Here is a 26559-nt window from a genome sequence, read left to right on the forward strand (position 1 = left end):
GCGCAACGGTAGCGCATCAGCATGACGCCGTCGCTCCCCACTACCGAGTCCGAAGCCGCCGCCGAGCTTGAGCGCCTTGCCGCCGAGATCGCCTATCACAATGCGCGCTATCACACCGAGGACGCACCCGAGATCAGCGATGCGGATTATGACGCGCTCGTCCGCCGCAACCAGGCCATCGAGGCGGCCTTCCCGCATCTCGTCCGCGCCGATTCGCCGAGCCTAAAGGTGGGAGCCGCCCCCGCCGGGCATCTCGCCAAGGTTGCGCATGCCAAGGCGATGATGAGCCTCGATAATGGCTTTTCGGATGAGGACATCGCCGATTTCGACGCCCGCGTGCGGCGTTTCCTGTCGCTTGCCGCCGACGCCACCGTTGCGCTCACCGCCGAGCCCAAGATCGACGGGCTGTCCTGCTCGCTCCGCTATGAAAAGGGCAGGCTGGTGCAAGCGCTGACTCGCGGCGATGGCGCGATCGGCGAGGATGTGACCGCCAATGTCCGCACCATTGCCGATATTCCGGACATGCTCACCGGATCCCCGCCCGATGTGTTCGAAGTGCGCGGCGAGGTATATATGGCCAAGGCCGATTTTGCTGCGCTCAATGCCCGCCTGCTCGCCGAAGCCGATGATCCGGAGAAAGCGCGCCAGTTCGCCAATCCGCGCAACGCCGCCGCCGGATCGCTCCGCCAGAAGGATGCGAGCATTACCGCCACCCGGCCGCTGCGCTTTCTGGCCCATGGCTGGGGCGAGGCGAGCACGATCCCGGCTGACACACAGCTGGGCGTGATGCACGCAATTGCCGATTGGGGCCTGCCCGTCAGCGAGATGCTGATCCGCGTCGAAAACGTCCCCGCCGCGCTCGGCCATTACCGAATGATCGAGACGGCACGTGCCGCGCTCCCCTTCGATATCGACGGTGTGGTCTACAAGGTCGACCGGCTCGACTGGCAGGATCGGCTTGGCGCGGTGTCGCGCGCGCCGCGATGGGCGATCGCACATAAATTCCCCGCCGAGCGCGCACAGACCACGCTCCGTGCGATCGACATTCAGGTCGGGCGGACCGGCAAGCTCACCCCGGTCGCGCGATTGGAGCCCGTCACGGTCGGCGGCGTCGTCGTCACCAATGCAACGCTCCACAATGCCGATGAGATTGCGCGGCTGAACGTGTGGCCGGGCGACACGGTCGTCATCCAGCGCGCGGGGGACGTGATTCCACAAATCGTCGAGAATTTGTCCCGAAACGAGACACGGGGTGCCTGGCCCTTTCCTGATCACTGCGCCGAATGCGGATCGATTGCGGTGCGCGAGGAGGGCGAGGTCGACATTCGCTGCACCGGCGGGCTGATCTGCCCGGCGCAGCGGGTGGAGCGGCTCCGCCATTTCGCCAGCCGGGCCGCGCTCGACATCGACGGGCTGGGCGCGACCCAGATCGAAGAATTTGTCCGCGACAGCCTGATCCACGCGCCCGCCGACATCTTCACGCTCACCGAAGCGCAATTGCTCGAACGCAAGAAGGACGGGCGCGTCTGGGCGGCCAAGCTGATCGCCGCAATCGATGCCAAGCGCACGCCCCCGCTCGACCGGTTTCTGTTCGCGCTGGGCATCCGTCATGTTGGCGCGACGACATCGCGTGATCTTGCGCGCCGCTGGACGAGTTGGGCGGGCTTTGCGGCGATGGTCGAGGCGATGGCCAAAGCCCGTGCCGAGCTTACCCCGGCACTGGGCGAAACCGACGACAAGTTCCTCGCCCGCGTTGGCAAGGTGCTCGCCGCGATCGCCGAAACGCCGCAGGTCGGCCCCGAAGTCACGCTGGCGCTGACCGACTTCTTCGCCGAGCCGCACAACCAGCAGGTGATCGCCGATCTACTCGCGCAGGTGCGGCCCGCCGACGTCAACCTCATTACGCGCGAATCACCGGTGAATGGCAAGACACTGGTGTTTACCGGCAATCTCGAATCGATCAGCCGGGACGAAGCCAAGGCCCAGGCCGAAGCGCTGGGCGCGCGCGTCGCCGGTTCCGTATCGAACAAGACCGATCTGGTCGTGGCCGGGCCGGGGGCAGGATCAAAGCTGAAAAAGGCCAGTGACCTAGGCATCCCAGTGATCGACGAAGCCGCGTGGAAGGCGATTGTCGACGGTATTTAAGCATCGTGCATGGTGGTGCCTTTTTGCAACGCACTATCAAACAAATATGCCACAAATTGGGAGTCTTGGCGGGAGCGCTTGGTCTGTCATGGAAGCGAAATAATTTCCATGCATGGGCGGAAAAGAGTGGTGAAAACACCATCGTTACCGACTCAAAAAGCGTCCAAATCGCCACGTAACAAACGCCTCAAGGGGAAAATCATGCGTTACCAACTACTTCTTGGTGCGGCAGCAGCCGCGCTCATTATTCCTGCTGCCGCAGGCGCGCAGGAAACGACGGCGCAGATTCGCGGCACCGTGACGAGCAATGGTGTGGGCGTAGCTGGGGCGACTGTTGTTGCCACCGATGTGGCGTCGGGCACGCGCTTGCAGACCACCACCAATACCGAAGGCGGCTTTTCGTTCGCCGGTCTTCGTCCGGGCGGCCCTTACACGGTCGACGTCCAGAGCGATCAGGGTAACTCTTCGGTCAGCGACATCTTCACTGTGGTGCAGCAGACCTTCGATCTCCCGATCGAACTGGCGCAGGCGTCGGGTGCCGACATCGTCGTGACCGCTTCTTCGATCCGCGGTGCAGGTAACCAGTCAAAGGGTGTTCAGACGACGCTGACGGCCGCCGACATCAGCAAGGTCGCTTCGGTCAACCGCGACATTCGCGACATCCAGCGTCGCGATCCCTTCGCAACCTTCGACCTCGGTAACTCGACCGATCGCGGCGGTGCCATTCGATTTGCTGGCGTCAATCCGCGCTTCAACCGCTTCACCATCAACGGCGTCACCGTGGGCGATACCTTCGGTCTCAACCAGGACGCCAGCCCGACGATCCGTGGCCCGGTGCCATTCGACGCGCTTGACCAGGTCTCGACGTCGGCAGCAAACTTCGACATCCGCCAGACCAACTATCAGGGCGGCGTGATTGACGCCGTGCTCCGCTCGGGCTCGAACAAGCTTTATCTGACGGGTTTCTATTCGCAGAATACAGATGGCCTGTCGGGCGACACCATTGGATCGACGCGCGTTGTGTTGCCGCCGTTCAAGTCCGAAACCTATGGTGCGACGATCGCCGGCCCGATCCTGAAGGATCGCCTGTTCCTGATGTTCTCATACGAAAAGAACGTCGATCCGCGTGCATTCGGCACCCAGCCAGAGAGCATTCCTGGCTTGACCCCCGCGCAGGTGACCGCGCTGGGAACGCTTGCAAGCGCACCACGCTATGGCATCACCGGTGATGCCTTTGGCGATCTCCTGCGAATCAATCCACGGCTGGACGAAAAGTTTTCGACACGGGTCGACTGGAACGTCGCGGATGGCCAACGCCTGTCGATCTCCTATATCAACGCGTACAACGCGCAAATTAGCCCGAACAACACCTCGACCTCGGGCACAACGCCCGCTTATGGGTTGAGCTCTAACGCTTACACGCTCAGCGAGTTGCTTCGCGCTGGTATCGCACAGTTCAACTCGACCTGGTCGAGCACGCTGTCGACTGAAGTGCGCTTTAGCTACAAGAGCTATGTCCGCGGCCAGGAGCCGCTGGGCGGTCGGGGCAACTCCCAGTTCCAGATTTGTCAGGACGCTGCCTCAGTCGGCAGCGCAACGGGCTGCAGCATTGGTGTTCCACGCATCTTCTTCGGCCCCGACAACTTCCGTCAAACCAACCAGCTGTTCACCGATACCTATAACGGTTCGTTCCTCGGTCGCCTGACGATGGGCAACCATGAACTGAAGCTGCTGGCCGAAATGACCCGTAACCGGACGTTCAACAACTTCGTGCCGAACAGCCTGGGCAGCTATTATTTCGACTCGCTTGCCGATTTCCAGGCAGGTAATGCGAACCAGGTCCAATACGCTGCCGTTATTGTTGGTGGCGCCAATGGAGCAGCGGCGAACTTCCGCTATGATCAGCTGTCGTTCGGTATTCAGGATGATTGGCGCCCAGCGCCCGGCCTGACGGTGACGTACGGCTTCCGGTGGAATGTGTACGCCATGGATCAGGCGCCTGTGTTCAACCAGGCCTTCGCAACGCGCAACGGTTTTGCGAACACCAAGACCTATAAGGGCCAGGAAACCTTCGAGCCACGCTTGAGCGCCGACTGGAAGGTAACCTCGAACCTGCGTCTGCACGGCGGCGTGGGCATCCTTGCTGGTGGTAACCCCGACATCTATCTGTCGAACAGCTTTTCGAACACCGTCACCACCAACTCGCTGACGATTACGCGCGCAGCCGGCGGGCCCGGTTGCTCCGGACCGTCTGGTTTGACGGCGGCGGTTTGCGCGGCCGCGCTCAACAATGTTGGCGCCAATGTGAATCCGGCGCTGGTCAGCTTTGCACAGGGCGGCACTGCCGCAGCGGCCACCAATACCGCTGCACTTTCACCCGATTTCGTTCTCCCGACCTCGCTTAAAGCGACACTCTCGGCCGAATGGAACTTCTTCGGTGTGAACTTCGGCGCAGACTATCTGTTCTCGAAGACCCGTAACGACATCACGTTTACCGACGCTCGTTCGATCCAGATCGGCATATTGCCAGATGGTCGCCCGCGCTACACCGGTCGTATCGCCTTCACCGACAACAACTGGGACGTTCTGGGCATTAATGCCAAGGGTGGCCGCAGCCATATTGGTGTTGTGCGCTTCGACAAGGAGTTCGATTTCGGTCTCTCGCTGTCGGGTGCTTACATTCTTCAGGACGTTCGTGACGTTGGCAACGCCAGCGCATCAACGCCGAACTCGAACTATCGCTTCCAGATCTTCGCCGATCCAAACATGCCGGTCCTCGGGACGTCGGACAACCAGACAAGCTGGCAGTTCAAGTACAGCATTGGCTATGATCACGCGTTCTTCGGTGATTATCATACGAAGATCCAGCTGTTCGGCGAAACACGTGCGGGCAATCCCTACAGCTTCCTCGCGCTTGACAACGTGGCAACCCGTTCGCCCGTGTTCGGGACCGTGCTGACCGGCAATGCACCTGCCAACCTGCTATACGTCCCGACCGGCACAGCCGATCCGATCGTAAGCTATGACAGCGTGGCTACGCAAAACTCGCTTGACGCGCTGATCAGCAGAACCGGCTTGGCCAATTTCCGAGGCCAGATTGCACCGAAGAATATCGCTCGGAACCGGGCGGTCACGCGCCTCGACCTGCATCTTGAGCAGGAAATTCCGTTGTTCGTCGGGCGTTCACGGGTTTCGGTGTTTGCCGACATCAATAACCTCCCGAACTTGCTCAACAGCAACTGGGGTGGCCTCCGCCAGATCGGGTCGGCGGCCGTGGTAACAGTGCAGTGCCTGTCCACAGCGACACCAACGGGAACGGCTCCTGGAGCCGGTGTGGTAAACACCAACTCGTCGCAGACTTGTGCACAGTATCGCTACAATTCATTCCGCGATCCGAACACAAATCTGGCGCCGAACTTCAACGCGTCGACCTACTTCATCCGTATCGGCGCGCGCTTCACGCTGTAAGCGCTCTCGAGACTAACAGGCCGCCGTCCCCGGAAAGGGGGCGGCGGTTTGCTTTTGGGGTGATCCTCGACTCAAAAGGGCCTCGCCGATCCGATCGGCGAGGCCCTTTTTTGTTCGGCGAATGTGTGTCCCGGTTCAGGCTGGTTCAGCGACCTTCGCGTACATGCTGTTGATCGGCCGGGCCATCACCCGCGCGACCATCGGTTCGAAGAACTCCAGCGGTGCGCTGTCGTAATTCGGGTCAAACGCCGACTGATCATATTTCTCGCAAAATTCGGCGCAGGCCTCGAAATGCGGATGCCCGCGGAAATTCTCGCGCAGGTCACGGTCCATGCCGACATAGTGGAAATAATAGTAACCCTGGAACACGCCGTGATTATTGGCGATCCAGTGGAGTTCCTCCGACACGAACGGCCGCAGCATGGCGGCGGCAATTTCCGGATGGTTGAAGCTGCCCAGCGTATCGCCAATGTCGTGAAGCAACGCGGTGACGACATAGGGCTCGTCACGGCCATCGCGATACGCCCGCGTCGCCGTCTGCAGCGAATGCTCCAGCCGATCGACCGGGAAACCACCATAATCGCCGTCGAGCAGCTTCAGGTGGGTGAGCACGCGCGCTGGCAGGCCGTGCGAAAACTCGCGAAAATGGGTCGCGATCGTCAGCCAGTCTGCCTGCGTTCCCTCTGTCATCGCGGTGAACTGCGCTCGGTCCCCCTGATGAGTAGCGGGCAAATCGTTTCCGTCGGCCATCGACTCTCTCTCCTATCGTTGGCGCAACATAGGCCCCTTCCCGGTTGTTTGTCAGCAGCTATAAGGCGGGGATGACCATACCGATGCCGCGCCAGACCAATCGATGAGCGATCTTGCCCAAACCGGCGCGCTGGCCGAGCCAATTACCGGCCCCAAGCCCGGCATTTTTGCTCGACCCTTTTTCGAAGAAAAGAACCGCGCCTTCTGGATGCTGCAAGCCGCGGGCTGGTCGGGCTATTTGGTGCTGCGCAGCGTTTCGAGCATCTCCAACGGCCTGTCGTTTACCGTGCTGGTCGCGGTCGTGATCGAATCGATCATTGGCTATTGCATCACGCTGCTGCTCTCTACCCTCTATGGCTATTACCGCACGCTGCCGCGGATCAGCCTGGTGCTGCTGACAATCTTCACCCTGGTCGCCGCGACGATCCTGTACGCGGTGCTCGATGCATTTTCATTTTCGTTCATCAAACTCGACAATCCCGGCATCAACCTGTCGCTGGTGCTGGCGACCCTGTTTCTCAATTTCACCGTGCTGGCGGGCTGGTCAGCACTCTATTTCGGGATCAATTTCTACCTGATCGTCGAAGAACAGATCGACCAGCTCGAAAAGCTCGGCAATCAGGCGTCGACCGCGCAGCTGGCGATGCTGCGCTATCAGCTCAACCCCCATTTCCTGTTCAACACGCTCAATTCCATCTCCACCCTGGTGCTGCTGAAGCAAACCGACCGCGCCAATGCAATGCTCAGTCGGCTGTCGTCGTTCCTTCGCTATACGCTCGCCAATGAACCGACTGCCAATGTCACCATCGCGCAGGAGGTGGAGACGCTGAAACTCTATCTCGAGATTGAGAAGATGCGCTTCGAGGATCGACTGCGCCCCAGCTTTTCGATCGATCCGCGCGTCGCCAAGGCGCGATTGCCCTCGCTGTTGCTTCAGCCGCTGGTCGAAAATGCGATCAAGTATGCCGTCACCCCGCAGGAGGACGGTGCAGAAATCAACGTCGTCGCTCGGTTGAACGGCGAGCGGGTGCAGATCACCGTATCTGACAGTGGCCCCGGCTTGATTGAAACTAAATCGCGGCCAAGCCTTTCAACCGGGGTCGGGCTTGCCAATATCAGGGACAGGCTGGCGCAGGCTTACGGGCCCGACCACCGTTTCGAGACGCGATCAAACCCGGGGGGCGGCTTTGGGGTAGAGATCGACATTCCGTTCCAGCTCGAGGAACCGACGAAAGAGGCCGCATGACGATCCGAACAATCCTGGTGGACGATGAACCGCTTGCCATCCAAGGCATGCAATTGCGACTGCAGGCGCATGACGATGTCGAGATCATCGACACCTGCGTGAATGGCCGCGAGGCGATCCGCAGTATCAAGACGCACAAGCCCGACCTGGTCTTTCTCGATATCCAGATGCCCGGCTTCGACGGCTTTTCTGTCGTGCAGGGTTTGATGGAGGTCGAGCCGCCGCTGTTCGTGTTCGTCACGGCCTATTCCGATCACGCGATCCGCGCGTTTGAGGCGCAGGCGATGGATTATCTGATGAAGCCGGTCGAGGAGGCACGGCTGGCCGATACGCTCGACCGGGTGCGCCAGCGGCTCGCCGAGAAGCGCGGCGCGGAGGAAGTCGACCGGTTGAAGGAAGTGCTCGCCGAAGTGGCGCCTGATGCCGCGGCCGATATGCAGGACGGCGGCGACCAGCTATCGGCGAACCGCTTCGAAAAGCTGATCAACATCAAGGATCGCGGCCAGATTTTCCGGGTCGATGTCGATACGATCGAAAGCGTCGAGGCGGCAGGCGATTATATGTGTATCAAGACCAGCGACAACACGCTGATCTTGCGTGAGACGATGAAGGATTTGGAAAAGCGGCTCGATCCCCGGCGGTTCCAGCGCGTCCACCGCTCGACGATCGTCAACCTCGACCTCGTCAAAGAGGTGAAGCCGCACACCAATGGCGAATGTTTTCTGGTGTTGGGGTCAGGCGCTCAGGTGAAGGTAAGCCGCAGCTACCGCGACGTGGTGGCGCGGTTCGTGCACTAAGCGGCAAGGCGCAATGGCCGACCACGCCACCCCCAACCTGCCCTCACGCGATTTCGAGGCCACGTCGCAATTCTACGCCAAGCTGGGTTTTGAGGAGGGCTGGCGCGACGATGGCTGGATGATCATGGAGCGAGGCGAGCTAACGCTCGAATTCTTCCCCTATCCCGATCTCAATCCCTGGACGAGTTCGTTCAGCTGTTGCCTGCGGGTCGATGATCTCGACGGCCTTTATGCGGCCTGTGTCGCGGCCGGACTACCCGAAACGACATGTGGCCATCCCCGGATTCACCCGCCAAAGGTTGAGGATTGGGGCGGCCGGATCGGCGCGCTCATCGATCCCGACGGGACGTTGCTGCGGTTAATCCAGAACGACTAGCGCTTAGTCCGCAGACCCCTCACCCGAATCTTCGGTCCCGTCGGCTGGGCGTTCGAACCACGCCTCAACTTCACCCGAGAGCTTCAGTGTCAGCGGATTGCCGTGGCGATCGACCTTCTTGCCAAGCGCAACGCGAATCCAGCTTTCGGACAGGCAATATTCCTCGACATCATGGCGCTGCAGGCCCTTGAAGCGGATGCCGATGCCGCGTTCGAGCAGACTTTGCTCGAAAAACGGGCTGCGCGGGTTCGACGATAGTCGATCGGGGGGTGTATCGCTCATGGCGACGGGCTTTGGCGCAGCGCCACGCAAAATGCCAGCGGGAACGCAATGCCCGGACGCAACCGAGGCGGCGCGACCATGCGCACCGCCCCGGAAATCCCCCGCCGTCAACCGTTAGCGGCAAATGCGGATGCGCACAGGCTGCTGCCAATAGGGGTCCCACTGGCGCACGACGCGGCAGCGGTTGAACCGTGGCCGATAATTATAAGCGTAGTAGCCGTCGTTCGGATAAAAGCCGTGATCGCGGAAATAGATATCGTCATAACCGCGCGGAAAGCCGCGATTATAATAAAAATCATCACGAAACCGATCATTGCGGTTCGACGCGATCGCGGCACCAATCGCCAGACCGGCAATCCCGGCGACGACGGCAGCGCCGCCATTGTTACCGCGGTTGCGGCCATAATAACGCTGTGCCTCTGCCGGGGCGGCGGTGGCGAGCGCGGTGACGGCAAGGGCAAAGCCCAGACCGGCTTTCTTCATCATTGCATTCATGTCCCATCTCCTCTTCTCAACCAGCCCGACACCCGGCACCAACGCGCTGCATGGAGAGCCTGTTGCATTGGGTAGGTGAGTCGCGCTGAACTGTACCAGAATGGGATGTTCATCGCGCGTTTAGCTCGGCGAGACGTCGGCAGGCGGCACGAAAGGAACGACAAATGGCGAACTGGCTGATCAAATCGGAGCCCGAAAGCTATGGCTGGGCGCATCTGGTGGCCGACGGCCACACCGAATGGACCGGCGTGCGCAACCACAGCGCCGCGATCAACCTGCGCGCGATGGCGGTCGGCGACGAGGCGTTTTTCTATCACAGCGTCAGCGATAAGGCCGTGGTCGGCATCGTCCGGGTGACGCGCGCGTGGCAGCCCGATGGCGAGGGCGACAAATGGGCCTCGGTCGAGGTCGAACCCGTCCGCCCGCTCGCCCGCCCGGTAACGCTTGCCTCGATCAAGGCCGAAGCCAAGCTGGCTGGCATGGCGCTACTCCGGCAATCGCGGCTGTCGGTTTGCGCGGTGACCGCCCAGGAGTGGGCGGTGGTGATGACGATGGGAGAATGACCAACTTGATCACTGCGATAGCAAAGGTTGATTGCCGCTGGCCCTAAACACCTAAGGTGCCGGGCATAATGACGAGATCACCTTAAGGAGCGGCCAACCACTGAACTTTTCGGATATAGAATGACTTGACCGGTTTGCCGTATTCATCAAGTGCTGGTGACATTGCTGCCCTCTTCATCAACAGCTTGCAGGTCAGATCAGCGAAATCATCAGGATCGGTCCTGAAAAGGACACGACATCCGCTCACCCTGCCAGTTTCTTCGACATCAAGGCGAAAGGTTAACGCGCCGCTTTGACCACGTTGGTTTGGACCGCGGGGAAAGTCATTCGAGGTCAGCCAATTTTCCGGTCTGCCGGTCGTCTCTGGCCGCTTGTTCAATCGTGCTTCAACTTCTGGATCAAAACCCCACCACTTTACCAAATCGGCCGTGCAATTGCGCAGGGCCTTGAAGGGAACGGCAAGAGGTCCAGTTTCGAAGCGAAATTGCTTACGCGATGGGAGTTTCACCGTGATCGATGTTGTTGCAGCTTCTTCTGCCGGCGTGACTTCAGGAGTGGGCGACGACCCCTTCGTAAAGCCGACGTTGCCATCAATGCGCAACGACGTGATGATCAACATTGGTAGCTTGCGTTCACTGCCGATGGTTCCCGAAAGGGCTGTACGTTTAATCTCAGCTGGGCGATCTCCAAAACCTATGCTGGCATCCACCCTCAGATCGCTTGTCCCGAGCCGGTTGCCATACAGCGTGAGATCGAAGCTACTGCCTGGTGCCAGCCGAGTGATCCTCATCGATACCGCCTGATCACCAGTCCCAAACGCCGCCAACAAATGGCAGGAATCGGTATCATAACTCATTTCCCACGGCCCGACCTTAGCGAGTGGCATCGGGGTCGGTTCAGCAGATCGGGCCATCTGGGGGGAAGCCAGCAGCGAAAACAAGACGAGCATCGAGATTAGCCGCATGAAGTGCTCCTCAAAAGCTGTCAGAATCACCAATAAAACCAAGCGAATCCGTGAGTTAACCCGCAGAAACCATCTTCCCTTCAAGATTGCAATACCGCGGGACCGATTTTGCCATATTGCACGGTCGTGGTTTCCGAAGTCGGCGCGCGGCGGGCTGATTCATCGTGTAACAGCGTTGCCTTCCCGTGAAAGTCATCACTGGAAGGCAATGACTTTTCGGGAAATATTGCCAAGACTTTGCCTAGCGCAGGCCGATTAAGCCGCCACCTTCGCCCGGCTCGCGCGCTTGCGCTCGTTCGGGTCGAGAAAGCGCTTGCGAAGCCGGATCGACTTCGGCGTCACTTCGACCATCTCGTCATCGTCGATATAGGCGATCGCCTGTTCGAGCGTCGCGCGCTTTGGGGGCGAGAGGCGGACCTGATCGTCCTTGCCGCCGCTCGCGCGGAAGTTGGTCAGCGCCTTGGTCTTCATCGGGTTGACTTCGAGATCGTCCGGCTTGGCATTCTCACCGATGATCATACCCTCATACAGGGCCTCGCCGTGGCCGATGAACAGGATGCCGCGCTCTTCGAGCGGGCCGAGCGCATAGTTATTGGCTTCGCCCGTCCCATTCGAGATCAGGACGCCATTTTTGCGGCCCTCGATCTTGCCCTTGAACGGGCCGTAGCGTTCGAACAGCCGGTTCATGATGCCGGTGCCGCGCGTGTCCGACAGGAACTCGCCGTGATAGCCGATCATGCCGCGCGACGGTGCCGAGAAGGTGATGCGCGTCTTGCCGCCGACCGATGGCCGCATGTCGGTCATCTCGGCTTTTCGGATGTTCATCTTTTCGACGACGGTGCCCGAATATTCGTCATCGACGTCGATGATGACGGTCTCGTACGGCTCGGTCTTGTTGCCGTGCTCGTCTTCGCCAAACAGCACGCGCGGGCGGCTGATGCCGAGTTCGAAGCCCTCGCGGCGCATCGTCTCGATCAGCACGCCGAGCTGAAGCTCGCCGCGGCCGGCCACTTCGAAGCTGTCCTTGTCGGCCGCCTCGGTCACCTTCACGGCAACGTTGCTCTCGGCTTCGCGGAACAGGCGTTCGCGGATCATGCGGCTCGTCACCTTGGTGCCCTCGCGGCCCGCCATCGGCGAATCGTTAACCGCAAAGCGCATCGACAGCGTCGGCGGATCGATCGGCTGGGCGTGGAGCGGCTCGCTCACGCTGGTGTCGGCAATCGTATCGGCGACGGTCGCGGTCGACAGGCCGGCAAGGCTGATGATGTCGCCTGCCTTGGCTTCGTCGACCGGCACCCGGTCTAGCCCACGGAACGACATTATCTTCGACGCGCGGCCGGTCTCGACGATCTTGCCGTCATTGTTGAGCGCGTGGATCGGCTGGTTGACCTTGACCACGCCCGAATTGACGCGGCCGGTAAGGATACGGCCGAGAAACGGATCACGATCGAGCAAGGTCACGAGGAAAGTGAACGGCACGCCCGCGACTTCCACGGCTGGCGGCGGGACGTGGCTGACGATCGTCTCGAACATCGGGATCAGCGTGCCCTCGCGCGCGTTCATGTCGGTCGAGGCATAGCCGTTGCGGCCTGAGGCATAGAGCACGGGGAAATCGAGCTGCTCGTCATTCGCGTCGAGCGACACGAACAGGTCGAACACCTCGTCGAGCACTTCCTGGATGCGCGCGTCGTTGCGATCGACCTTGTTGACCACCACGATCGGCTTCAGCCCGAGCGCCAGCGCCTTGCCGGTGACGAACTTGGTCTGCGGCATCGCGCCTTCCGACGAATCGACCAGCAGCACCACGCCATCGACCATCGACAGGATACGCTCGACCTCACCGCCGAAATCAGCGTGACCGGGGGTGTCGACGATGTTGATGCGAATGCTCTCGCTGGCGCCTGGGGGCGTCCAGTCGACCGACGTGGGCTTGGCGAGAATCGTGATCCCGCGTTCTTTTTCGAGATCGTTCGAGTCCATCGCGCGCTCTTCGATGCGCTGGTTGTCACGGAAGGTGCCCGACTGGCGGAACAGTTGATCGACCAGCGTTGTCTTGCCGTGATCGACGTGGGCGATGATCGCCACGTTGCGGAGGCTCATAAAGTGTCCTGATGCTAAAGCGGGGGTGTTCGCGTCGCCGCATAGCGCAAAATGTTGCGCTGCGCAAAGGCCGGGGGCGGAACGGCTATCGCGCGTTTACGAGCAGCAGCTCGGCGGACTCTGCACTGACCGGCTTTGAATAGAAATAGCCCTGGCCGAATTCGCACCCCATGCCACGCAAATGGCGGCGCTGACGGTTGGTCTCCAGCCCTTCGGCGATCACCGACAGGTTCATCGTCGATGCCAGATCAAGCACCGCCTGCACGATCCCGGTACCGATGCGATCGCTGCCCTCACCCAGCCCCAAGACGAAACTACGGTCCAGCTTCAAGGTGTTAAACGGATAGCGATGAAGATGGCCAAGCGATGAATACCCCGTGCCGAAATCGTCGAGGCTCATCTTTACGCCCAACGCACGCAACTCCGTCATGATGTGGACGGCACGGTCCGGGTTGGCGATGGCAATCCCCTCGGTAATCTCGAGCGAAATCGTGGCAGGATCGATTCCTGTCTCCCGAATGGTCGTCTCGACAAATTCGACAAAGCCAGGCTGGAGGAACTGGCGCGGTGACACGTTGATGCTCATGGTCACCGGCTTGCGGTGTGCAAACCGGCGGTGCCAGCGCGCGGTCGCCTCACAGGCTTCGCGGAGCACCCAACTGCCAATGGTGACGATCAGCCCGGTTTCCTCGGCAATGTCGATGAAATGGCCGGGTGCGACCAGCTCATCAGGACGGCGCTGCCAGCGCAGCAGCGCCTCGAACCCAGAAATCGTCCCCGTCTTCAGTTCGACGATGGGCTGATAGTATAGCTGAAATTCTTCCCGCCGGAGCGCACCGCGCAGATCATTCTCGGTTTGAAGCCGGGTCGAAGCGCGCTGCTGCAACACCTTGTCGAACACCGCGACCTGGCCGCGCCCGCGCGCCTTGGCCTCGTACATCGCGGTATCAGCCTTTCGAAGCAGACCCTGCACGGTTGCGCCGGGCTTATGCGCAAAGGCCAGGCCGATGCTGCCACCACTATGGATTTCATTGCCGTCCACAAGATGCGGTTCGGCCAACGCGCCCAGCATCGCATTGGCGACGGCATGCACGGCGGCTTCATCGTCGAAATCCTCGATCACAACCGTGAACTCATCCCCGCCAAGCCGCGCGAGCGTTATCATTGGCCAATCCGCCCCCGCTGCAGCCTGTGCCGCCGCTTGTGCCGCCAGCACATCGGCGAGCCGCCGCCCGGTGGCCACCAGCACATCATCGCCGACCTGATGGCCAAGGCTGTCGTTGATGAACTTGAATCCGTCGAGATCGAGAAACAGCACAGCGACGCCATATTCGGGGCGCCGTTCGCGGCGCTCAAGCGCTATCGCGACGCGCTCGGCAAACAGCGCGCGATTGGGAAGGCCCGTCAGGGAATCGTGCAGCGCATCGAAATAGAGTTTCGCGGTAAAACGTTCCCGTTCGATCACGCGGCCCAGCTGGACGCCGATCTGCGCCATCAGCTCCAGAAATTCTGCATCCTCGGCCAGATTCTCGCGCGCGAAAAATTCCATGACCGCGACGACTTCGTCCTGCACGCAGACCGGGAAGGCAAAGGCGGAATGCAAACCGCATTGCCCTGCGACATCGCGGCGAAGAAAGTTATCGGCATTGCCGAGATCGACCAGCCAGATCGGCATCAGCGTGTCGAGCACCCGCCCCGGCAGCCCGACACCGCGGGCGAATTGCAGTTCGAGCGATTCGGTGATGAACGGCATCAGGGGTTCGGGATTTGCCGAAAACCAGATCTGCGGCGCCACGAGCAGGTCGCGATTGGTTTCATCGGCGAGATAGACATGGCCGAACGCCCAGCCGGTATGCGTGCAAATCTCTGCAATCACGTAGGACAAGGCTTCGCGCGTATCGGCAGCCGCATTGGCTTTGGCGGCGATGCGGTGGAGCAGCTCGATGCGCTGTTGCGAGAGATAGAGCGCGCGCAGCCCGCGTTCGGCAATCCCCTCAGCGGTTGTCCGAGCGGTACGTTCACGGGCAAGGCGGCGGCGGAGCCGAACGATTTCTTCGTCGACATCTGTCGAATTGACGAAGTCGCTGGGGTTCAGGACACCCATTCGACCACCAGGGAACATTCGGGGCTGCCATCATGCATGCAACCACGATGGGCAACCGTCACCTTCTCGCCGAAATGATCAGCGGCGCCATCGATAAAACCTTCCGCCAAGGCGCACATCTTGCGCGGTGAGGAATAGCCAATGATCAGTTCGCCCGTGCCCAGTTCCTGAAACTGGAAATGCGGGCACCCGGCCCCCGAATAGAGCTTGCGGACTTCGGGGTGGATGATTGTGTTCACGCTCAGCAAGAAATTACGGACATTGCCCGGTGATGTAAAAAAGTCAGGATAATGGACGGCCAGCGACGGAATGGCGCTTTTCCCGAACCAGCGCAGGATTGCTGCGGGTGAAAGCGACAGCTTCTCTGAAGCAGCAGCCACCAGCGCCATGATCTCGCTATCAGGGTAGCTGCCCAGCGATGTATAGGCCCCTTCGAGCTCGGCGGCATCAAGCAGATCATCCCAGGTGGCATCGCCGAACTGATCGACGACAGCTTCTTCGAGAAGATTGAAAATTACACCCTTCATTGTCGCCTCCGCCACCCTTGGACGGCATGGCAGGACAATGATGAAAGTGGCGTAAACAATGCCCCACCACCGGTCACGCGCGCCCCATTTTGGGTAAAGATGGCACGGTTACAGGGTTTTGCCGGTCACCCTTATATCGACTAGGGCGATGGTATGACCCTGCTCCGCCGCCTGCTGCCCGATCGGTTCATTCTGTTGTTGATGGCGACGCTGGTTGCCGCCACGCTGTTTCCAGCGCGCGGGCAGGTGCTGGCGGCGATTGGCTGGACATCGAACGCGGCGATTTTCCTGCTGTTTTTCCTCCACGGCGCGCGGCTGAGCCCGCAGGCGGTGCTCGACGGGGCAAAGCGCTGGCGGTTGCACGCGGCGATCCTGGGCTTTGGCTATGTCGCCATGCCTGCGATGATGCTGGGGGTTAGCCACGCATTGCATGGCCAGTTCACGCCGGGGTTGCTGCTCGGGCTGATCTTTCTGGGGGTGCTGCCGACCACGGTGCAGTCTTCGATCGCCTATGCATCGATGGCGCGGGGCAACATCGCCGCGTCAGTGATTGCATCGGCGGTATCGAATGTGCTTGGCGTTGTACTCGCGCCCCTGCTGCTGGCGGTACTGGCAAGCACCGCGTTCGGCGAATTTTCGCTGTCGAGCATCGGGCGGGTGGCGATGCTGCTGTTGCTGCCGTTCGCGCTGGGGCAGATTTTACGCCGCCTCGTGCTGCCCAGTATTCAACGGCACGCGAAGATCGCGGGCATGATGGACAAGCTGACGATCGTGCTTGCGGTTTACACCGCTTTTGCCGAGGCAGCGGCACAAGGGCTGTGGCAGCGGATCGGGGCAGGCGAACTGGGCGCCTTGATGGCGCTGGTATTCGCTTTACTGCTGATCACCTTTGCGGCCGCCTGGGGCCTTGGCGCAGCGCTTGGACTGAACCGCGAAGACCGGGTGACCTTGCTCTTCTCCGGCGCGCAAAAGAGCCTGGCGACCGGTGCGCCAATGGCGCGCATTCTGTTTCCGCCTGCGATTGCCGGTGCAGTTATTCTACCGTTGCTGATCTATCACCAATTGCAGCTGATGCTATCGGCGTGGATCGCGCCCGGGATGGCGGGCGAGCCGCCGTCAGAACACTAAATGCCACCGTTCACGGGCGAACCGCCGCTACGCCAAACGCCGCCGCCATCACCCCAGCCGCATAAAGCGAGTCCGGTTCTGCACGGCGCAGCGCTGCCAGGGTCGCTGGTTTGAGTCGCCATGCGCCCAACGCGCGTGCTGCTGCAACAGGATCGCGGTCCAGCTGCTGCTGAAGGGCCGCCAACGACCGATCCGCCATGCGGATCGCGGCACGGTGGCGCGCCAATTCCTCCCCCGGATAGCGCTCATCCATCTCGCCCAGCGTCCAGCGCGCGCCCGCCAGCATCAATCGTGCCGTCTCCTGATCATCACGGCGGAGCGCCGCCCGCGCCGCCCCGATCGCCGACTCGATATCGGCGGTCGCTGTCGCGAGCGTAATAGCCTCGCGCTTCTCAGGCGCACAGGGGCGCAAATGGCGCAAATAAGAGACCAAGCCCGCCATGGTGGCGCTGGTGGGTGGGCTACCATCGAATTCGTCAATGATCACGCTTCGCACAAACGCCTCGAGCGCCCCATCGCCGGGCGCGCGCGAAATACGCCCCGGTGCGGCGAGATCGGGAATCGGCAGTGGATCGAACACGCCATTGTCGCGCCGCGTGCTCATCATGGCCGACGTCACATCGGCCGTCCCGGGCGCCCCCGAAAGCCCGGCGAGGAAGAAGGCAGCGTTGCGCCGGCCATTGCTATGACAGCTCGCACAGCTGATCCCGCCCCGTGCTGCCTGCCCGCCGAGCAGGACCGGGGTGCGAAATGCAACGCGACCAATCGCCACGGCATCGGCGTCGTCAACCAACGCCGACGGGGCAAGGCATTCACGCGGCCGACTGCCCAGCGCCGAAACGCGATCAGCGGGTAAAAGCCACTGGGCTGCCCGCAAACTGGGCTGTGCTTCGGAAAGCGGTGCCGCCGCCGCGATCAGCGCAACGGCGCCGATCGACCCGAAAACCCGCCCGATCAGCTTTCGGGGGCGCGACCAGCGCGAATCCATCGGCGCAGTTCCTCGGCCTGGTGGCATCCAAAGCTGCATGCCTGATCGAGCAGCGCCAGATGGCGGCGTGCCCCGGCCAGATCACCGCGCTCAACCTTTAGCTCGCCGTAATATTCCAATGCGCCACGGTGGGTGGGCGCGATGGCAAGCGCTGCCTGGTAATAGCGTTCGGCGGTTGCATGATTGCCGAGCTTGCGGTTCGCAAAGCCCAGATAGGTCAGCACATCGGGGTGCGGGCCGCTGCTTTTGAGCGCATCGTCTAGCGAATCGATTGCTGCACCAAAGCGCCGCTGGTTGATCAGGCGTGCCGCTGCCAAATAGGAGCGATCACCATCCGCCGGATGGGCAAAAGCGGCAGGCAGACGCGTGTCGATCCGCGCCTGGGGGCCAGCGGCAATCGCTTCGTCGATGGCAGCGATTGCGGCTTTGAGTTCACCGGCGGTGCTGCACGTCTCGCCACATTCGGCGAGCTTCTGGGCCAGCGCATCACGCGCGACCTTTGCCTTGTCCATCTCGCCCAGCCGCGCGCGCGCGACGCCAAGCTGCTGGAACGCCGGGGTTAGCCGCGCGTCATATTTGGTCGCTTTTTCAAACGCCCCTGCTGCCTTCTTTGCGTTGCCCAGGCCAACCAGCGCCATGCCCTGCAGATAATGGCTGTTGGCGTTGCGCGGATCAACAGAGAGAACATGGCCGAAATGCTTGCTGGCATCCTTGAAATTCTTTTGATCGAGCGCGGCCCTGCCCTTTTGGTACTCGATCACAGGATCGTATACTGGCGTTGTCGATGAAGGCGCGTCCATGCCCACGCTTCCCCCCCCACCACCGCCCGATGCGGCCCCGAGCATCGCCGCCGTGGCGATTAGTGCGGACGCAAACACGCCCGTTCGGAACAATGGTGAGCGCGAAACCTTTGCCAAGCCCTGCATCGACTTTCTCCTCAACAACTTGATTCTCCAATGATATCATAACGCAGCCGTTATGGTAAATATGGCCTGAGACCACAGGTTGCGCGGCAATGGATTGAACATCACGGCAAGGCGTATTAGTTATATGGCACAGTTGTGCGGCGGGCCGATCCGCTGCATTGACGACGAACTGGGACGACGAACTGGGCTTTTCGCTGGAGAAGATAATGGCGACCGCGACCGATACCGCAACGACTGGCCTGGTGCTGACCCCGCCCGATCCCGTGCCCGTTGTCGCGCCCGAAAAGGCCGTGGGGCTGGTGCCGGTGGACGATGGCACACGCACGCAGTTGCAGCTCAAGGTCGACAGCTTTGTCGATGATCTGGTCGCGCAGGATGTAAACTCGCCCGAATTCGGCAAGCGCGTCGATGCGATCAGCGCGATGGGGCAAAAGGAAATCCGCGACGCCGCCGGGCAATCGAACCGCTTCCTCGATCGGCCCGTCCGCGCGATGGACCAGGAATCGGGCGTCGGTGCTGATCTGGCCGAACTGCGCCGCACGATCGAGGATCTCGATCCCGGCAAGAAGGGCAGCCTGCTCGCGCCCAAGAAGATTTTCGGGATCATCCCGTTCGGCAACAAGATGCGCGATTATTTTGACGGCTATAAATCGTCACAGGGGCACATTTCGTCGATCCTGAAGTCGCTCGGCTCGGGCAAGGACGAGCTGTTGATGGATAACGCCGCGATCGACGTCGAGCGCGCCAATCTGTGGACCTCGATGGGGCGGCTCGAACAGATGATCGTGCTGGCACAGACGATGGATACGAAGCTCGAGGAAACCGCCAACGAGCTCGACCACACCGATCCCGCCAAAGCCAAGGCGATCCGCGAGACTGCGTTGTTCTATGTCCGCCAGCGCACCCAGGATCTGCTGACGCAAATGGCGGTGACGGTGCAGGGTTATCTCGCGCTCGATCTGGTCAAGAAGAACAATGTCGAGCTGGTGAAGGGCGTCGACCGCGCGAGCACCACCACGGTGGCCGCGTTGCGCACCGCGGTGACGGTCGCGCAGGCGCTGACCAACCAGCGGCTCGTGCTCGAACAAATCACGTCGCTCAACACGACCACCGCGAATATCATCGATTCGACCGGCAAGCTGCTGAAAAGCCAGACCGCGACGATCCATGAACAGGCGGCGGCCTCCACGATCCCGTTGGAGACGCTCCAGCGTGCCTTCCAGAACATCTATGACACGATGGATGCGATCGATGCCTTCAAGCTGAAGGCACTCGACAGCATGAAGACGACGGTCAATTCGCTCGGTGTCGAGGTGGAGAAATCCAAGGGCTATATCGCGCGGGCCGAGGGCCAGGCCCAGGGTGCGCTGACCGGGCCGAACAGCGATCCGTTCAAGCTAGAGGCGGTGTGAGATGACCGACGTCGATCGCCAGATCGCGCGTTCTGCCGAATTGCTGGAGCGGACGAATGAGCGCCACCGCGCGGGCATGGTCCGCAAGCAGCGTGCAGATGGCATTGGCCAGCGGATCACGCGGATCGCAATTGCCGACGGCGCGATCCTGCTGGCCGCGATCATCTTCGCGATCGTCATCGGGCCGCTCGGGTTGCTGGGCGCGGTGGGCGTGATGGCGCTGATGATCGCGACGACGATTGCGCTCGCGGTCTTGCCTGGCGCTCCCGCCCCTACCCCCGAAAAGCTCCGCGAAGTGCCGCTAAAGGCGCTGCCGGCGCAAACCGAGCGCTGGCTCAGCACCCAGCGCGCCGCACTGCCCGCGCCCGCCATCACCCTGATCGACCAGATCAGCGTTCGGCTCGAAACGTTGAGCCCGCAGCTCGCGACGCTCGACGAGAATGAACTTGCCGCGACTGAGGTCCGCAAGCTGGTAGGCGAGCAGCTACCCGAATTTATCAAGGGCTATACCCGCGTGCCGCCCGAGCTGCGCCGCACCGAACGCAATGGATCGACCCCCGATGCGCAATTGCTCGACGGGCTGCGGCTGATCGAAAGCCAAATCGGCGAAATGACGACGCAGCTGGCCGAAGGCGATCTGGACCAGTTGGCGACACGGGGGCGGTTTCTGGAAATCAAATATCGCGGTGACGAGACGCAGGCGTGACCATATCTTCGGCGCGCCCGATGAAGATCGATTTCGTGTCGGACATTGTCTGCCCCTGGTGCATCATCGGGCTGCGCGCGCTGGAGCAGGCGATCGCGGCGGCGAGCGACGTGGTGGCGCCGACGATCACCTTTCACCCGTTCGAGCTGAACCCCGCGATGCCACCCGAGGGGCAGAACATCGTCGAGCATGTCGCCGAGAAATATGGCGCGACCCCCGAACAATCGGCGAGCAACCGCGCCGGTATCCGCGCGCGCGCCGCCGAGCTTGGCTTTGCGATGAACGGCACCGCCGACAGCCGCATCTACAACACGTTCGACGCGCACCGGCTGCTCCACTGGGCGCAGATCGAGGGGAAGCAGGCGGCACTCAAGAACCGGTTGTTCGCGCTGTATTTTACGGAGGGCGGCAATCCTTCCGATCCCGATGCGCTGGTCGCCGCTGCGGCCGATGTCGGGCTCGACCCGGATGAAGCGCGGGCGATCCTAGCGTCCGATCGCTATGCCGAGGCGGTTCGCACTGAAGAACGCCATTGGCAGGGCGCGGGCATCAGCGCAGTACCTGCCGTCGTCATCAACGACAAATACGTCATCATGGGCGGCCAGCCCGCTGAGACCTTCGAACGGGCGCTGCGGGGTATCGCGGCGGAAGGGTAGCGGGGGTCGGGTTGGCTGCAGGGCCGTTTAATGGGCGGCGGCATTCGCGCATATAGCTGCCATTCGGCTTTTGCCCCAAAGTCGGTCGCTCGGTGCGTCGATCTGAATCCCTATAACCAGCCATTCATGCGTGCCGGCCGCGGACCCTGCCCGAGCCGATGCGCGGCACTTGACGCGCACTGTCCTCATGGCTTGATTGGCATCGGGGAAAGCAGACGCGATTGCGATGTGAGGGGGCCAGATGGCTCAGACGGACGGTGTGAAGTACGGGGTCAGCCATGCTCGACCGACCCCGTGAAATCAGCTCAAACTCATTTGAACCATTCGCCCGCACCGGTTGCCATGTTTCCTTTGATCTGGGCGGTGATATTGCCACGGCGCTTGGCATAAGCCCCTGTCAGTCCCCGCATACCGCCGACGCAGGAAATGACGGTCGTGCCGACATTGGAGCATCCCCACGCCGATGTCCAAGTTCCGGTTGCATCCTCTGTATTACACATCATGTGAGAGTCATAAATCGAGGACCTTGCCGGTTGGGTCATCGTGATGCACTTTGAGGTGGACTTCATCATTTTCCCGTCCATCATTGCCTCAGCGGTGCTGGCCGAGACCTGTGCGCCGTACGCGGTTCCATCATCTCTAACGCCGCCGACTGACGTGCTGGGCGCGGAAGCCGTTGAAGTATATGTAAAAGATTGCGCACTAGCCGTGCCACAACAAGCAATCACCCCGACAGAGGCTACAAAGTAGAATATAGCTTTCATGATTCCTGCTCCTGATATTTTTATGTTTTACGCGGTACAAGAAAGATGAGGGCAACAGGAATGTGCCATCGAGTCAATGAACTGACTTCAAGTGCATGGATGGACAGGCGGAATCCATTTCGTAAATGGGTCGAGTGCACCGCTGATGAGCTATGCTCGCGAGGTTTAATCGAGTCGCACAACCTAATCGAGATGGCTGGCAAGTGGGTGGCAATCTTGCAGCGGCAGGCCGACGGCACAATGGAGTTGAACGTCGACATCGTGGGCGACCGGCTGCGCTAATTTGAAAACCCGACCAATGGGCTCCAGGATTCGACTTAGTGTATCGGCATCGCCGCGATGGGGCGCTCAGCCGCCTGACTGATCGATGGAAAGCGAGCGGCGGCTCCCGTCCGGATCAGACCTTCGCGCTCCCACAGCAGAACGGCTTGAACTGGCGCAATAGCCGCTGGAACAGTGCGGCGCGATCGAACGGCAGCTATGCGAGGTTTGCGAACCAAAGGCTGCCCGAGAACTATCCACCATTAGCAGACATCCGCCCTCTCACCCCTTCGCCCGCCGCGCCGAAAGGCGGGCGAGCAGGCCCTGTCTCGGCACGATCTCCAGCACGCTTTCGCTATCGCCGGAGTGGTGATCGAAATAGGTGATCCGGCCGTCCTCGACGGACTTCAGCCGCGCATAGGGGATGCGCTTTGACAGTTCCTGTCGCACCAGCGTCACCGGATCGACGGCGCAGATGATGAAGCCGCCCGAGACGAAGGTGGAGGCATAGACTTTGCCATTGTGGACCAGCGCGGGCGGCAGATAGCGGTAATTGCCGCGTGGCTGTTTGCCGTCGATGTGGAGCAGGCCGCAGCCCGGACCGCCCTGGCCGACTTCGAGAATATCGTCCCAAGTCACTACGGGTGCAGTCATCACGTTCTTCCCTTTACCCGACCTTCAAGCACGGGTGCCGACCAGCGCCTTTGCCCGGTCCGCCAGCCGCGCCACTGCATCGGTATGGATTCCTGGCGCGGTCGCCAGCACGCCAAAGGCCTGCGCGCTCGGGGTGTTGAACGCAAGCGGTGCGCCAAAAGCATCGGTCACGGTCGCGCCAGCCTCCATCGCGATCAACGCGGCGGCGGCGATGTCCCATTCGAAACCCCAGCGCAAAGTGGCGACCAGATCAGCCTCATCGGCGGCGACCATCGCGATCCGCAGCGCAATCGAATTGGGCTTGGGCACCAGCACCAGATCGCTGTCTGCGCTCGGTAGCGTATCGCTCGGCACACGCGCGCCTGGAAAAATCGCGCAGCCCCCGGCCCGCACCGGCACGCCATTGCGCGTCGCGCCGCTTCCGGTCGTCGCCAGCCATACCTCGCCGCGTGCCGGGGCATCGAGCACACCGATCACCGGCAACCCCCGGTCGACCAGCGCCACCGACACCGCCCAGCCAGGCCGCCCGCGCAGATAATCCCGCGTGCCGTCGATCGGATCGACCACCCAGAGCCGCTCACACGCCAGCCGATCGGCATTGTCGGCGGTTTCCTCGGAGAGCCAGCCAGCCGCCGGATCGAGCGCTGACAGGCGTCGGCGGAGCAGCTCGTCCACCTCAAGATCGATATCGCTCACCGGATTGCCGGGGGATTTTTCCCAGCGGCTGAAATCATCGCTCCAGCGCGCCATGGCCAGCCTGCCCGCTTCACCCGCGATCGCGGCGACCGCATCGGCCAGCGTTTCAGCCGACGCTTTAGCCACTGGCCACCGTCATCCCGTCAATCAATAGGGTCGGCACGTTGATGCCGTATCGGAATTCCAAATCATTGGCCGGGGTTAGCGCCAAGAACATATCACGCAGGTTACCGGCAATGGTGAATTCGGCAACCGGCGTTGTCACCACGCCATCCTCGATGAGGAAACCCGATGCGCCCCGGCTGTAATCGCCGGTCACGCCGTTCACACCCATGCCGATCAGTTCGGTGATGTACACACCGCGCTTGATATCGCCGATCAGCGTCGCGGGCGGCACATGGCCGGGTTCCATGTGCAGGTTGCTCGACGAAACGCCCGGCCCACCGCCGACACCGCGCGAGGCATGGCCGGTCGGCTCCAGCCCCAATTGCCGCGCCGATGCGCTGTCGAGCAGCCAGGTTTCGAGCACGCCGGCCTCGATCAGGCAGCACGGCGACACCGCCAGCCCCTCACCGTCGAACGGGCGCGATCGCATGCCATGCGGGCGGTGCGGATCGTCACGCACGGTAACCCCGCTGGCAAACACAGCGGTGCCCAGCGCATCGAGCAGGAAGCTCGTCTTGCGGGTGATCGACGATCCGGCAATCGCGCCGATCAGATGGCCGAGCAGGCTGTTGCCGACGCGCGGATCGAACACCACCGGCATCGGCCCGCTCTCCAGCCGCCCGGGATTCATCCGCCGTACCGCGCGCTCGCCGGCCTTGGTGCCGACCAGCGCGGCATCCTCCAGCCGATCGAGATGACGCGCCGAATGATAGGCGTAATCGCGCTGCATATCGCCGCCGCTACCCGCCAGCACGCTGGCCGACACGCCGTGGCTCGACACCGCATAGCCATGGGCAAAGCCGTGACTCGTCGCGAGCCCCATCACCGATCGCGCGGCGCTGGCGCTGCCGCCTTCGCTGTTCGAGACACCGGGCACCGCGCGGGCGGCATCCTCTGCGGCCAGCGCGCGCGCCTTCAAAGCTTCGGGCGATACTTCGACGCCGTCGTCGAGATTAAGATGCGGTGGTTTACCGTGCAACAGCCGGTCGGCGGGGGCAAGGCCCGCCCAGTCATCCTCGGGTGCCTCCCGCGCCATCGCAATCGCGCGTTCGACCAGCGTATCAAGTGCTTCGATGGAAAGATCGGATGTCGAGACGCTCGCGTTGCGGCGCCCGACAAACACCCGCAGACCAAGCTCTGCCCCTTCCGAACGCCCGACATCCTCCAGCGCCCCAAGGCGAACCGACACGTCAAGCGCGGTATCTGCGGCAAAAACGGCATCGGCGGCGTCGGCCCCGGCAGCAATCGCGCGGGCAACAATGTCATGCGCCCGGTCACAGGCATGGTCAGGTGTGTGCATGCCCCTGATTTAGGCAGCATCCACCGAAATGAGAACCACCAGCCGATTATAAAGCCGTCGAGGTACCTACGACGAAGCATGCGGCGGCCATCAACAGCCCTGCCCCCCGGTTCGATCGGAAGCGCGCGAGTGCATTGTCGCCGTCATCGGGCTGGAGCGTTAGCACTTGCAAGCCGAGATGGCAGGCAATCGGCAACAACGCCGCGACCGCCAACCAGTCTGGCCGCACGAGCCAGATCGCCGCTGCCCAAAGCGCGATCGCAAGCGCGTAGAAGATCGCCACGCCGGGGCGGACTTTGCTGCCCATTGCCCGCGCCGAGGAGCGCACCCCGATCATCGCATCGTCGTCGCGGTCCTGCAGCGCGTAGATGGTGTCATAGCCGACCACCCAGGCGATCGAGCCGAGATAGAGCAGTACTCCCGGCATCGTCAGTGCGCCCGCGACATCGACCCAGCCGACCAAAGCGGCCCAGGAAAACACCATGCCGAGCCAAGCTTGTGGCCACCAGGTGATCCGCTTCATGAACGGGTAAGCGGCGACCAGGGCGAGGCTGAGGACGGCGACCAACGCTGCCCATGGAGTGAGTTGCAGCAGGACCACCAGCCCGATCAGGCACAGCATCACCAGCCAGATCCACGCCGCGCGGAGCGACACGGCACCGCTGGCGAGCGGGCGGTGCCGGGTGCGTTCGACCTGCGCATCGAGATCGCGGTCGACGATATCGTTGTACACGCAGCCCGCGCCGCGCATCGCAATCGCGCCGAGCAGCAGCCAGAGAAGCAAATCCCAGCGCTCGATCGCCCCGCCCGCCAGCGCAACACCCCAGGCGCCAGGCCAGAACAACAGCCACCAGCCGATCGGCCGATCGAATCGCGCGAGCGACGCGAAGGGCCGCGCCGCTGCTGGCAACCAGCCGAGCAGGCCGCGCATTTCGCTGTCGGGAACGATGGTGTCGGGCTGGCTCATGAGTGGGGGCATAGCGGCGTGCGGCGGTAGCTGGCAACGCATCTGGTTTGCCCATTTTCCCCGTTTGTCCCGAGCGAAGTCGAGGGACGTGCCCCACGCGCTGCGCAGGGTGTCTCGAC

General features: G+C 61.9%; 24 protein-coding genes. 10 read left to right on the forward strand and 14 right to left on the reverse strand.

Annotation, left to right across the window (positions count from 1 at the left end; genetic code table 11):
• The first annotated feature begins 21 nt into the window (after positions 1-21).
• The gene (gene ligA, locus B7Y49_RS05500) at positions 22-2145 is read left to right on the forward strand and encodes an NAD-dependent DNA ligase LigA (protein ID WP_374126571.1); all 2124 of its coding nucleotides are present in this window, start codon (positions 22-24) and stop codon (positions 2143-2145) included.
• A gap of 129 nt (positions 2146-2274) precedes the next feature.
• A complete protein-coding gene (locus B7Y49_RS05505; RefSeq protein ID WP_374126572.1) occupies positions 2275-5613 on the forward strand; it encodes a carboxypeptidase regulatory-like domain-containing protein in 3339 nt (1112 codons plus the stop codon).
• 135 nt (positions 5614-5748) lie between these two features.
• Here B7Y49_RS05505 and B7Y49_RS05510 read toward each other — a convergent pair whose 3' ends face one another.
• A complete protein-coding gene (locus tag B7Y49_RS05510; RefSeq protein WP_374126573.1) occupies positions 5749-6363 on the reverse strand; it encodes an HD domain-containing protein in 615 nt (204 codons plus the stop codon).
• A gap of 103 nt (positions 6364-6466) precedes the next feature.
• Between B7Y49_RS05510 and B7Y49_RS05515 the strand changes: the two genes are divergently transcribed.
• The 3 genes from B7Y49_RS05515 to B7Y49_RS05525 are packed head-to-tail and all read left to right on the forward strand — an operon-like array spanning position 6467 to position 8782.
• Positions 6467-7609 carry a sensor histidine kinase gene (locus B7Y49_RS05515; RefSeq protein WP_374126574.1) on the forward strand — a complete coding sequence of 381 codons (1143 nt, stop codon included), beginning with the start codon at positions 6467-6469 and terminating at the stop codon, positions 7607-7609.
• A complete protein-coding gene (locus B7Y49_RS05520; protein WP_374126575.1) occupies positions 7606-8406 on the forward strand; it encodes a LytTR family DNA-binding domain-containing protein in 801 nt (266 codons plus the stop codon). The genes B7Y49_RS05515 and B7Y49_RS05520 overlap by 4 nt, the downstream gene beginning before the upstream one ends.
• A gap of 13 nt (positions 8407-8419) precedes the next feature.
• Complete coding sequence (locus tag B7Y49_RS05525) at positions 8420-8782, forward strand: bleomycin resistance protein (protein WP_374126576.1); 363 nt, start codon at positions 8420-8422, stop codon at positions 8780-8782.
• Between the two features lie 3 nt (positions 8783-8785).
• On the opposite strand, the gene B7Y49_RS05530 is transcribed toward B7Y49_RS05525, so the two are convergent.
• Positions 8786-9064, reverse strand: a complete 279-nt coding sequence (locus B7Y49_RS05530) for a DUF3297 family protein (protein WP_374126577.1) — start codon at positions 9062-9064, stop codon at positions 8786-8788.
• 114 nt (positions 9065-9178) lie between these two features.
• A complete protein-coding gene (locus B7Y49_RS05535) occupies positions 9179-9559 on the reverse strand; it encodes a hypothetical protein (RefSeq protein ID WP_374126578.1) in 381 nt (126 codons plus the stop codon).
• A 164-nt stretch (positions 9560-9723) separates the two neighbouring features.
• Here B7Y49_RS05535 and B7Y49_RS05540 point away from each other — a divergent pair, with 164 nt between their 5' ends.
• Positions 9724-10122 (forward strand): EVE domain-containing protein, encoded by a 399-nt coding sequence (locus B7Y49_RS05540; RefSeq protein ID WP_374126579.1) that lies wholly within the window; start codon positions 9724-9726, stop codon positions 10120-10122.
• An 82-nt stretch (positions 10123-10204) separates the two neighbouring features.
• Here the strand turns inward: B7Y49_RS05540 and B7Y49_RS05545 are convergent, their stop codons facing one another.
• From B7Y49_RS05545 to B7Y49_RS05560, 4 genes are all read right to left on the reverse strand, one after another.
• The gene (locus B7Y49_RS05545) at positions 10205-11086 is read right to left on the reverse strand and encodes an energy transducer TonB (RefSeq protein WP_374126580.1); all 882 of its coding nucleotides are present in this window, start codon (positions 11084-11086) and stop codon (positions 10205-10207) included.
• A 255-nt stretch (positions 11087-11341) separates the two neighbouring features.
• Positions 11342-13186 (reverse strand): GTP-binding protein TypA, encoded by a 1845-nt coding sequence (gene typA, locus B7Y49_RS05550; protein ID WP_374126581.1) that lies wholly within the window; start codon positions 13184-13186, stop codon positions 11342-11344.
• Positions 13187-13271: 85 nt separating this feature from the next.
• On the reverse strand, positions 13272-15290 hold the full coding sequence (locus tag B7Y49_RS05555; RefSeq protein ID WP_374126582.1) for a putative bifunctional diguanylate cyclase/phosphodiesterase: 2019 nt from the start codon (positions 15288-15290) through the stop codon (positions 13272-13274).
• Positions 15278-15817, reverse strand: a complete 540-nt coding sequence (locus B7Y49_RS05560; protein ID WP_374126583.1) for a heme NO-binding domain-containing protein — start codon at positions 15815-15817, stop codon at positions 15278-15280. The genes B7Y49_RS05555 and B7Y49_RS05560 overlap by 13 nt, the downstream gene beginning before the upstream one ends.
• Positions 15818-15970: 153 nt before the next feature.
• Here B7Y49_RS05560 and B7Y49_RS05565 point away from each other — a divergent pair, with 153 nt between their 5' ends.
• Positions 15971-16945, forward strand: coding sequence for a bile acid:sodium symporter family protein (locus B7Y49_RS05565; RefSeq protein WP_374126584.1), 975 nt, complete (start codon positions 15971-15973; stop codon positions 16943-16945).
• 10 nt (positions 16946-16955) lie between these two features.
• Here B7Y49_RS05565 and B7Y49_RS05570 read toward each other — a convergent pair whose 3' ends face one another.
• Together B7Y49_RS05570 and B7Y49_RS05575 are read right to left on the reverse strand one after the other, a co-directional pair.
• Positions 16956-17933 (reverse strand): hypothetical protein, encoded by a 978-nt coding sequence (locus B7Y49_RS05570; protein ID WP_374126585.1) that lies wholly within the window; start codon positions 17931-17933, stop codon positions 16956-16958.
• Positions 17900-18859: a lipopolysaccharide assembly protein LapB gene (locus B7Y49_RS05575; RefSeq protein WP_374126586.1), complete on the reverse strand. Its 960-nt coding sequence runs from the start codon at positions 18857-18859 to the stop codon at positions 17900-17902. The genes B7Y49_RS05570 and B7Y49_RS05575 overlap by 34 nt, the downstream gene beginning before the upstream one ends.
• Before the next feature lie 206 nt (positions 18860-19065).
• Here B7Y49_RS05575 and B7Y49_RS05580 point away from each other — a divergent pair, with 206 nt between their 5' ends.
• From B7Y49_RS05580 to B7Y49_RS05590, 3 genes are read left to right on the forward strand one after another with little or no spacing between them, the layout of a single operon-like run.
• A complete protein-coding gene (locus B7Y49_RS05580; protein WP_374126608.1) occupies positions 19066-20271 on the forward strand; it encodes a toxic anion resistance protein in 1206 nt (401 codons plus the stop codon).
• Position 20272: 1 nt separating this feature from the next.
• A complete protein-coding gene (locus tag B7Y49_RS05585) occupies positions 20273-20977 on the forward strand; it encodes a hypothetical protein (protein WP_374126587.1) in 705 nt (234 codons plus the stop codon).
• A 20-nt stretch (positions 20978-20997) separates the two neighbouring features.
• Entirely contained in the window at positions 20998-21633 is a 636-nt protein-coding gene (locus B7Y49_RS05590) for a DsbA family oxidoreductase (protein ID WP_374126609.1), read from the forward strand.
• A 311-nt stretch (positions 21634-21944) separates the two neighbouring features.
• On the opposite strand, the gene B7Y49_RS05595 is transcribed toward B7Y49_RS05590, so the two are convergent.
• The 5 genes from B7Y49_RS05595 to ubiA form a co-directional block, all read right to left on the reverse strand.
• Positions 21945-22397: a hypothetical protein gene (locus B7Y49_RS05595; protein ID WP_374126588.1), complete on the reverse strand. Its 453-nt coding sequence runs from the start codon at positions 22395-22397 to the stop codon at positions 21945-21947.
• 543 nt (positions 22398-22940) lie between these two features.
• Positions 22941-23312, reverse strand: a complete 372-nt coding sequence (locus B7Y49_RS05600) for a hypothetical protein (RefSeq protein ID WP_374126589.1) — start codon at positions 23310-23312, stop codon at positions 22941-22943.
• Positions 23313-23336: 24 nt separating this feature from the next.
• Positions 23337-24134 carry a 3'(2'),5'-bisphosphate nucleotidase CysQ gene (locus B7Y49_RS05605; protein WP_374126590.1) on the reverse strand — a complete coding sequence of 266 codons (798 nt, stop codon included), beginning with the start codon at positions 24132-24134 and terminating at the stop codon, positions 23337-23339.
• Positions 24127-25473 (reverse strand): TldD/PmbA family protein, encoded by a 1347-nt coding sequence (locus B7Y49_RS05610; RefSeq protein WP_374126591.1) that lies wholly within the window; start codon positions 25471-25473, stop codon positions 24127-24129. The genes B7Y49_RS05605 and B7Y49_RS05610 overlap by 8 nt, the downstream gene beginning before the upstream one ends.
• Before the next feature lie 46 nt (positions 25474-25519).
• The gene (gene ubiA, locus B7Y49_RS05615) at positions 25520-26440 is read right to left on the reverse strand and encodes a 4-hydroxybenzoate octaprenyltransferase (protein WP_374126592.1); all 921 of its coding nucleotides are present in this window, start codon (positions 26438-26440) and stop codon (positions 25520-25522) included.
• Between the last annotated feature and the right edge of the window lie 119 nt (positions 26441-26559).

The sequence above is a fragment of the Sphingomonas sp. 28-62-11 genome (assembly GCF_002278865.1).
Lineage (GTDB): Bacteria > Pseudomonadota > Alphaproteobacteria > Sphingomonadales > Sphingomonadaceae > Sphingomonas.

Excerpts from the sequence above, each read along its gene's own strand:
- ligA (WP_374126571.1), top strand. The coding sequence starts at position 22 with ATGACGCCGTCGCTCCCCACTACCGAGTCCGAAGCCGCCGCCGAGCTT.
- B7Y49_RS05510 (WP_374126573.1), bottom strand. The coding sequence starts at position 6,363 with ATGGCCGACGGAAACGATTTGCCCGCTACTCATCAGGGGGACCGAGCG.
- B7Y49_RS05515 (WP_374126574.1), top strand. The coding sequence starts at position 6,467 with ATGAGCGATCTTGCCCAAACCGGCGCGCTGGCCGAGCCAATTACCGGC.
- B7Y49_RS05520 (WP_374126575.1), top strand. The coding sequence starts at position 7,606 with ATGACGATCCGAACAATCCTGGTGGACGATGAACCGCTTGCCATCCAA.
- B7Y49_RS05525 (WP_374126576.1), top strand. The coding sequence starts at position 8,420 with ATGGCCGACCACGCCACCCCCAACCTGCCCTCACGCGATTTCGAGGCC.
- B7Y49_RS05530 (WP_374126577.1), bottom strand. The coding sequence starts at position 9,064 with ATGAGCGATACACCCCCCGATCGACTATCGTCGAACCCGCGCAGCCCG.
- B7Y49_RS05535 (WP_374126578.1), bottom strand. The coding sequence starts at position 9,559 with ATGAATGCAATGATGAAGAAAGCCGGTCTGGGCTTTGCCCTTGCCGTC.
- B7Y49_RS05540 (WP_374126579.1), top strand. The coding sequence starts at position 9,724 with ATGGCGAACTGGCTGATCAAATCGGAGCCCGAAAGCTATGGCTGGGCG.
- B7Y49_RS05545 (WP_374126580.1), bottom strand. The coding sequence starts at position 11,086 with ATGCGGCTAATCTCGATGCTCGTCTTGTTTTCGCTGCTGGCTTCCCCC.
- typA (WP_374126581.1), bottom strand. The coding sequence starts at position 13,186 with ATGAGCCTCCGCAACGTGGCGATCATCGCCCACGTCGATCACGGCAAG.
- B7Y49_RS05555 (WP_374126582.1), bottom strand. The coding sequence starts at position 15,290 with ATGGGTGTCCTGAACCCCAGCGACTTCGTCAATTCGACAGATGTCGAC.
- B7Y49_RS05560 (WP_374126583.1), bottom strand. The coding sequence starts at position 15,817 with ATGAAGGGTGTAATTTTCAATCTTCTCGAAGAAGCTGTCGTCGATCAG.
- B7Y49_RS05565 (WP_374126584.1), top strand. The coding sequence starts at position 15,971 with ATGACCCTGCTCCGCCGCCTGCTGCCCGATCGGTTCATTCTGTTGTTG.
- B7Y49_RS05570 (WP_374126585.1), bottom strand. The coding sequence starts at position 17,933 with ATGGATTCGCGCTGGTCGCGCCCCCGAAAGCTGATCGGGCGGGTTTTC.
- B7Y49_RS05575 (WP_374126586.1), bottom strand. The coding sequence starts at position 18,859 with ATGCAGGGCTTGGCAAAGGTTTCGCGCTCACCATTGTTCCGAACGGGC.
- B7Y49_RS05580 (WP_374126608.1), top strand. The coding sequence starts at position 19,066 with ATGGCGACCGCGACCGATACCGCAACGACTGGCCTGGTGCTGACCCCG.
- B7Y49_RS05585 (WP_374126587.1), top strand. The coding sequence starts at position 20,273 with ATGACCGACGTCGATCGCCAGATCGCGCGTTCTGCCGAATTGCTGGAG.
- B7Y49_RS05590 (WP_374126609.1), top strand. The coding sequence starts at position 20,998 with ATGAAGATCGATTTCGTGTCGGACATTGTCTGCCCCTGGTGCATCATC.
- B7Y49_RS05595 (WP_374126588.1), bottom strand. The coding sequence starts at position 22,397 with ATGAAAGCTATATTCTACTTTGTAGCCTCTGTCGGGGTGATTGCTTGT.
- B7Y49_RS05600 (WP_374126589.1), bottom strand. The coding sequence starts at position 23,312 with ATGACTGCACCCGTAGTGACTTGGGACGATATTCTCGAAGTCGGCCAG.
- B7Y49_RS05610 (WP_374126591.1), bottom strand. The coding sequence starts at position 25,473 with ATGCACACACCTGACCATGCCTGTGACCGGGCGCATGACATTGTTGCC.
- ubiA (WP_374126592.1), bottom strand. The coding sequence starts at position 26,440 with ATGAGCCAGCCCGACACCATCGTTCCCGACAGCGAAATGCGCGGCCTG.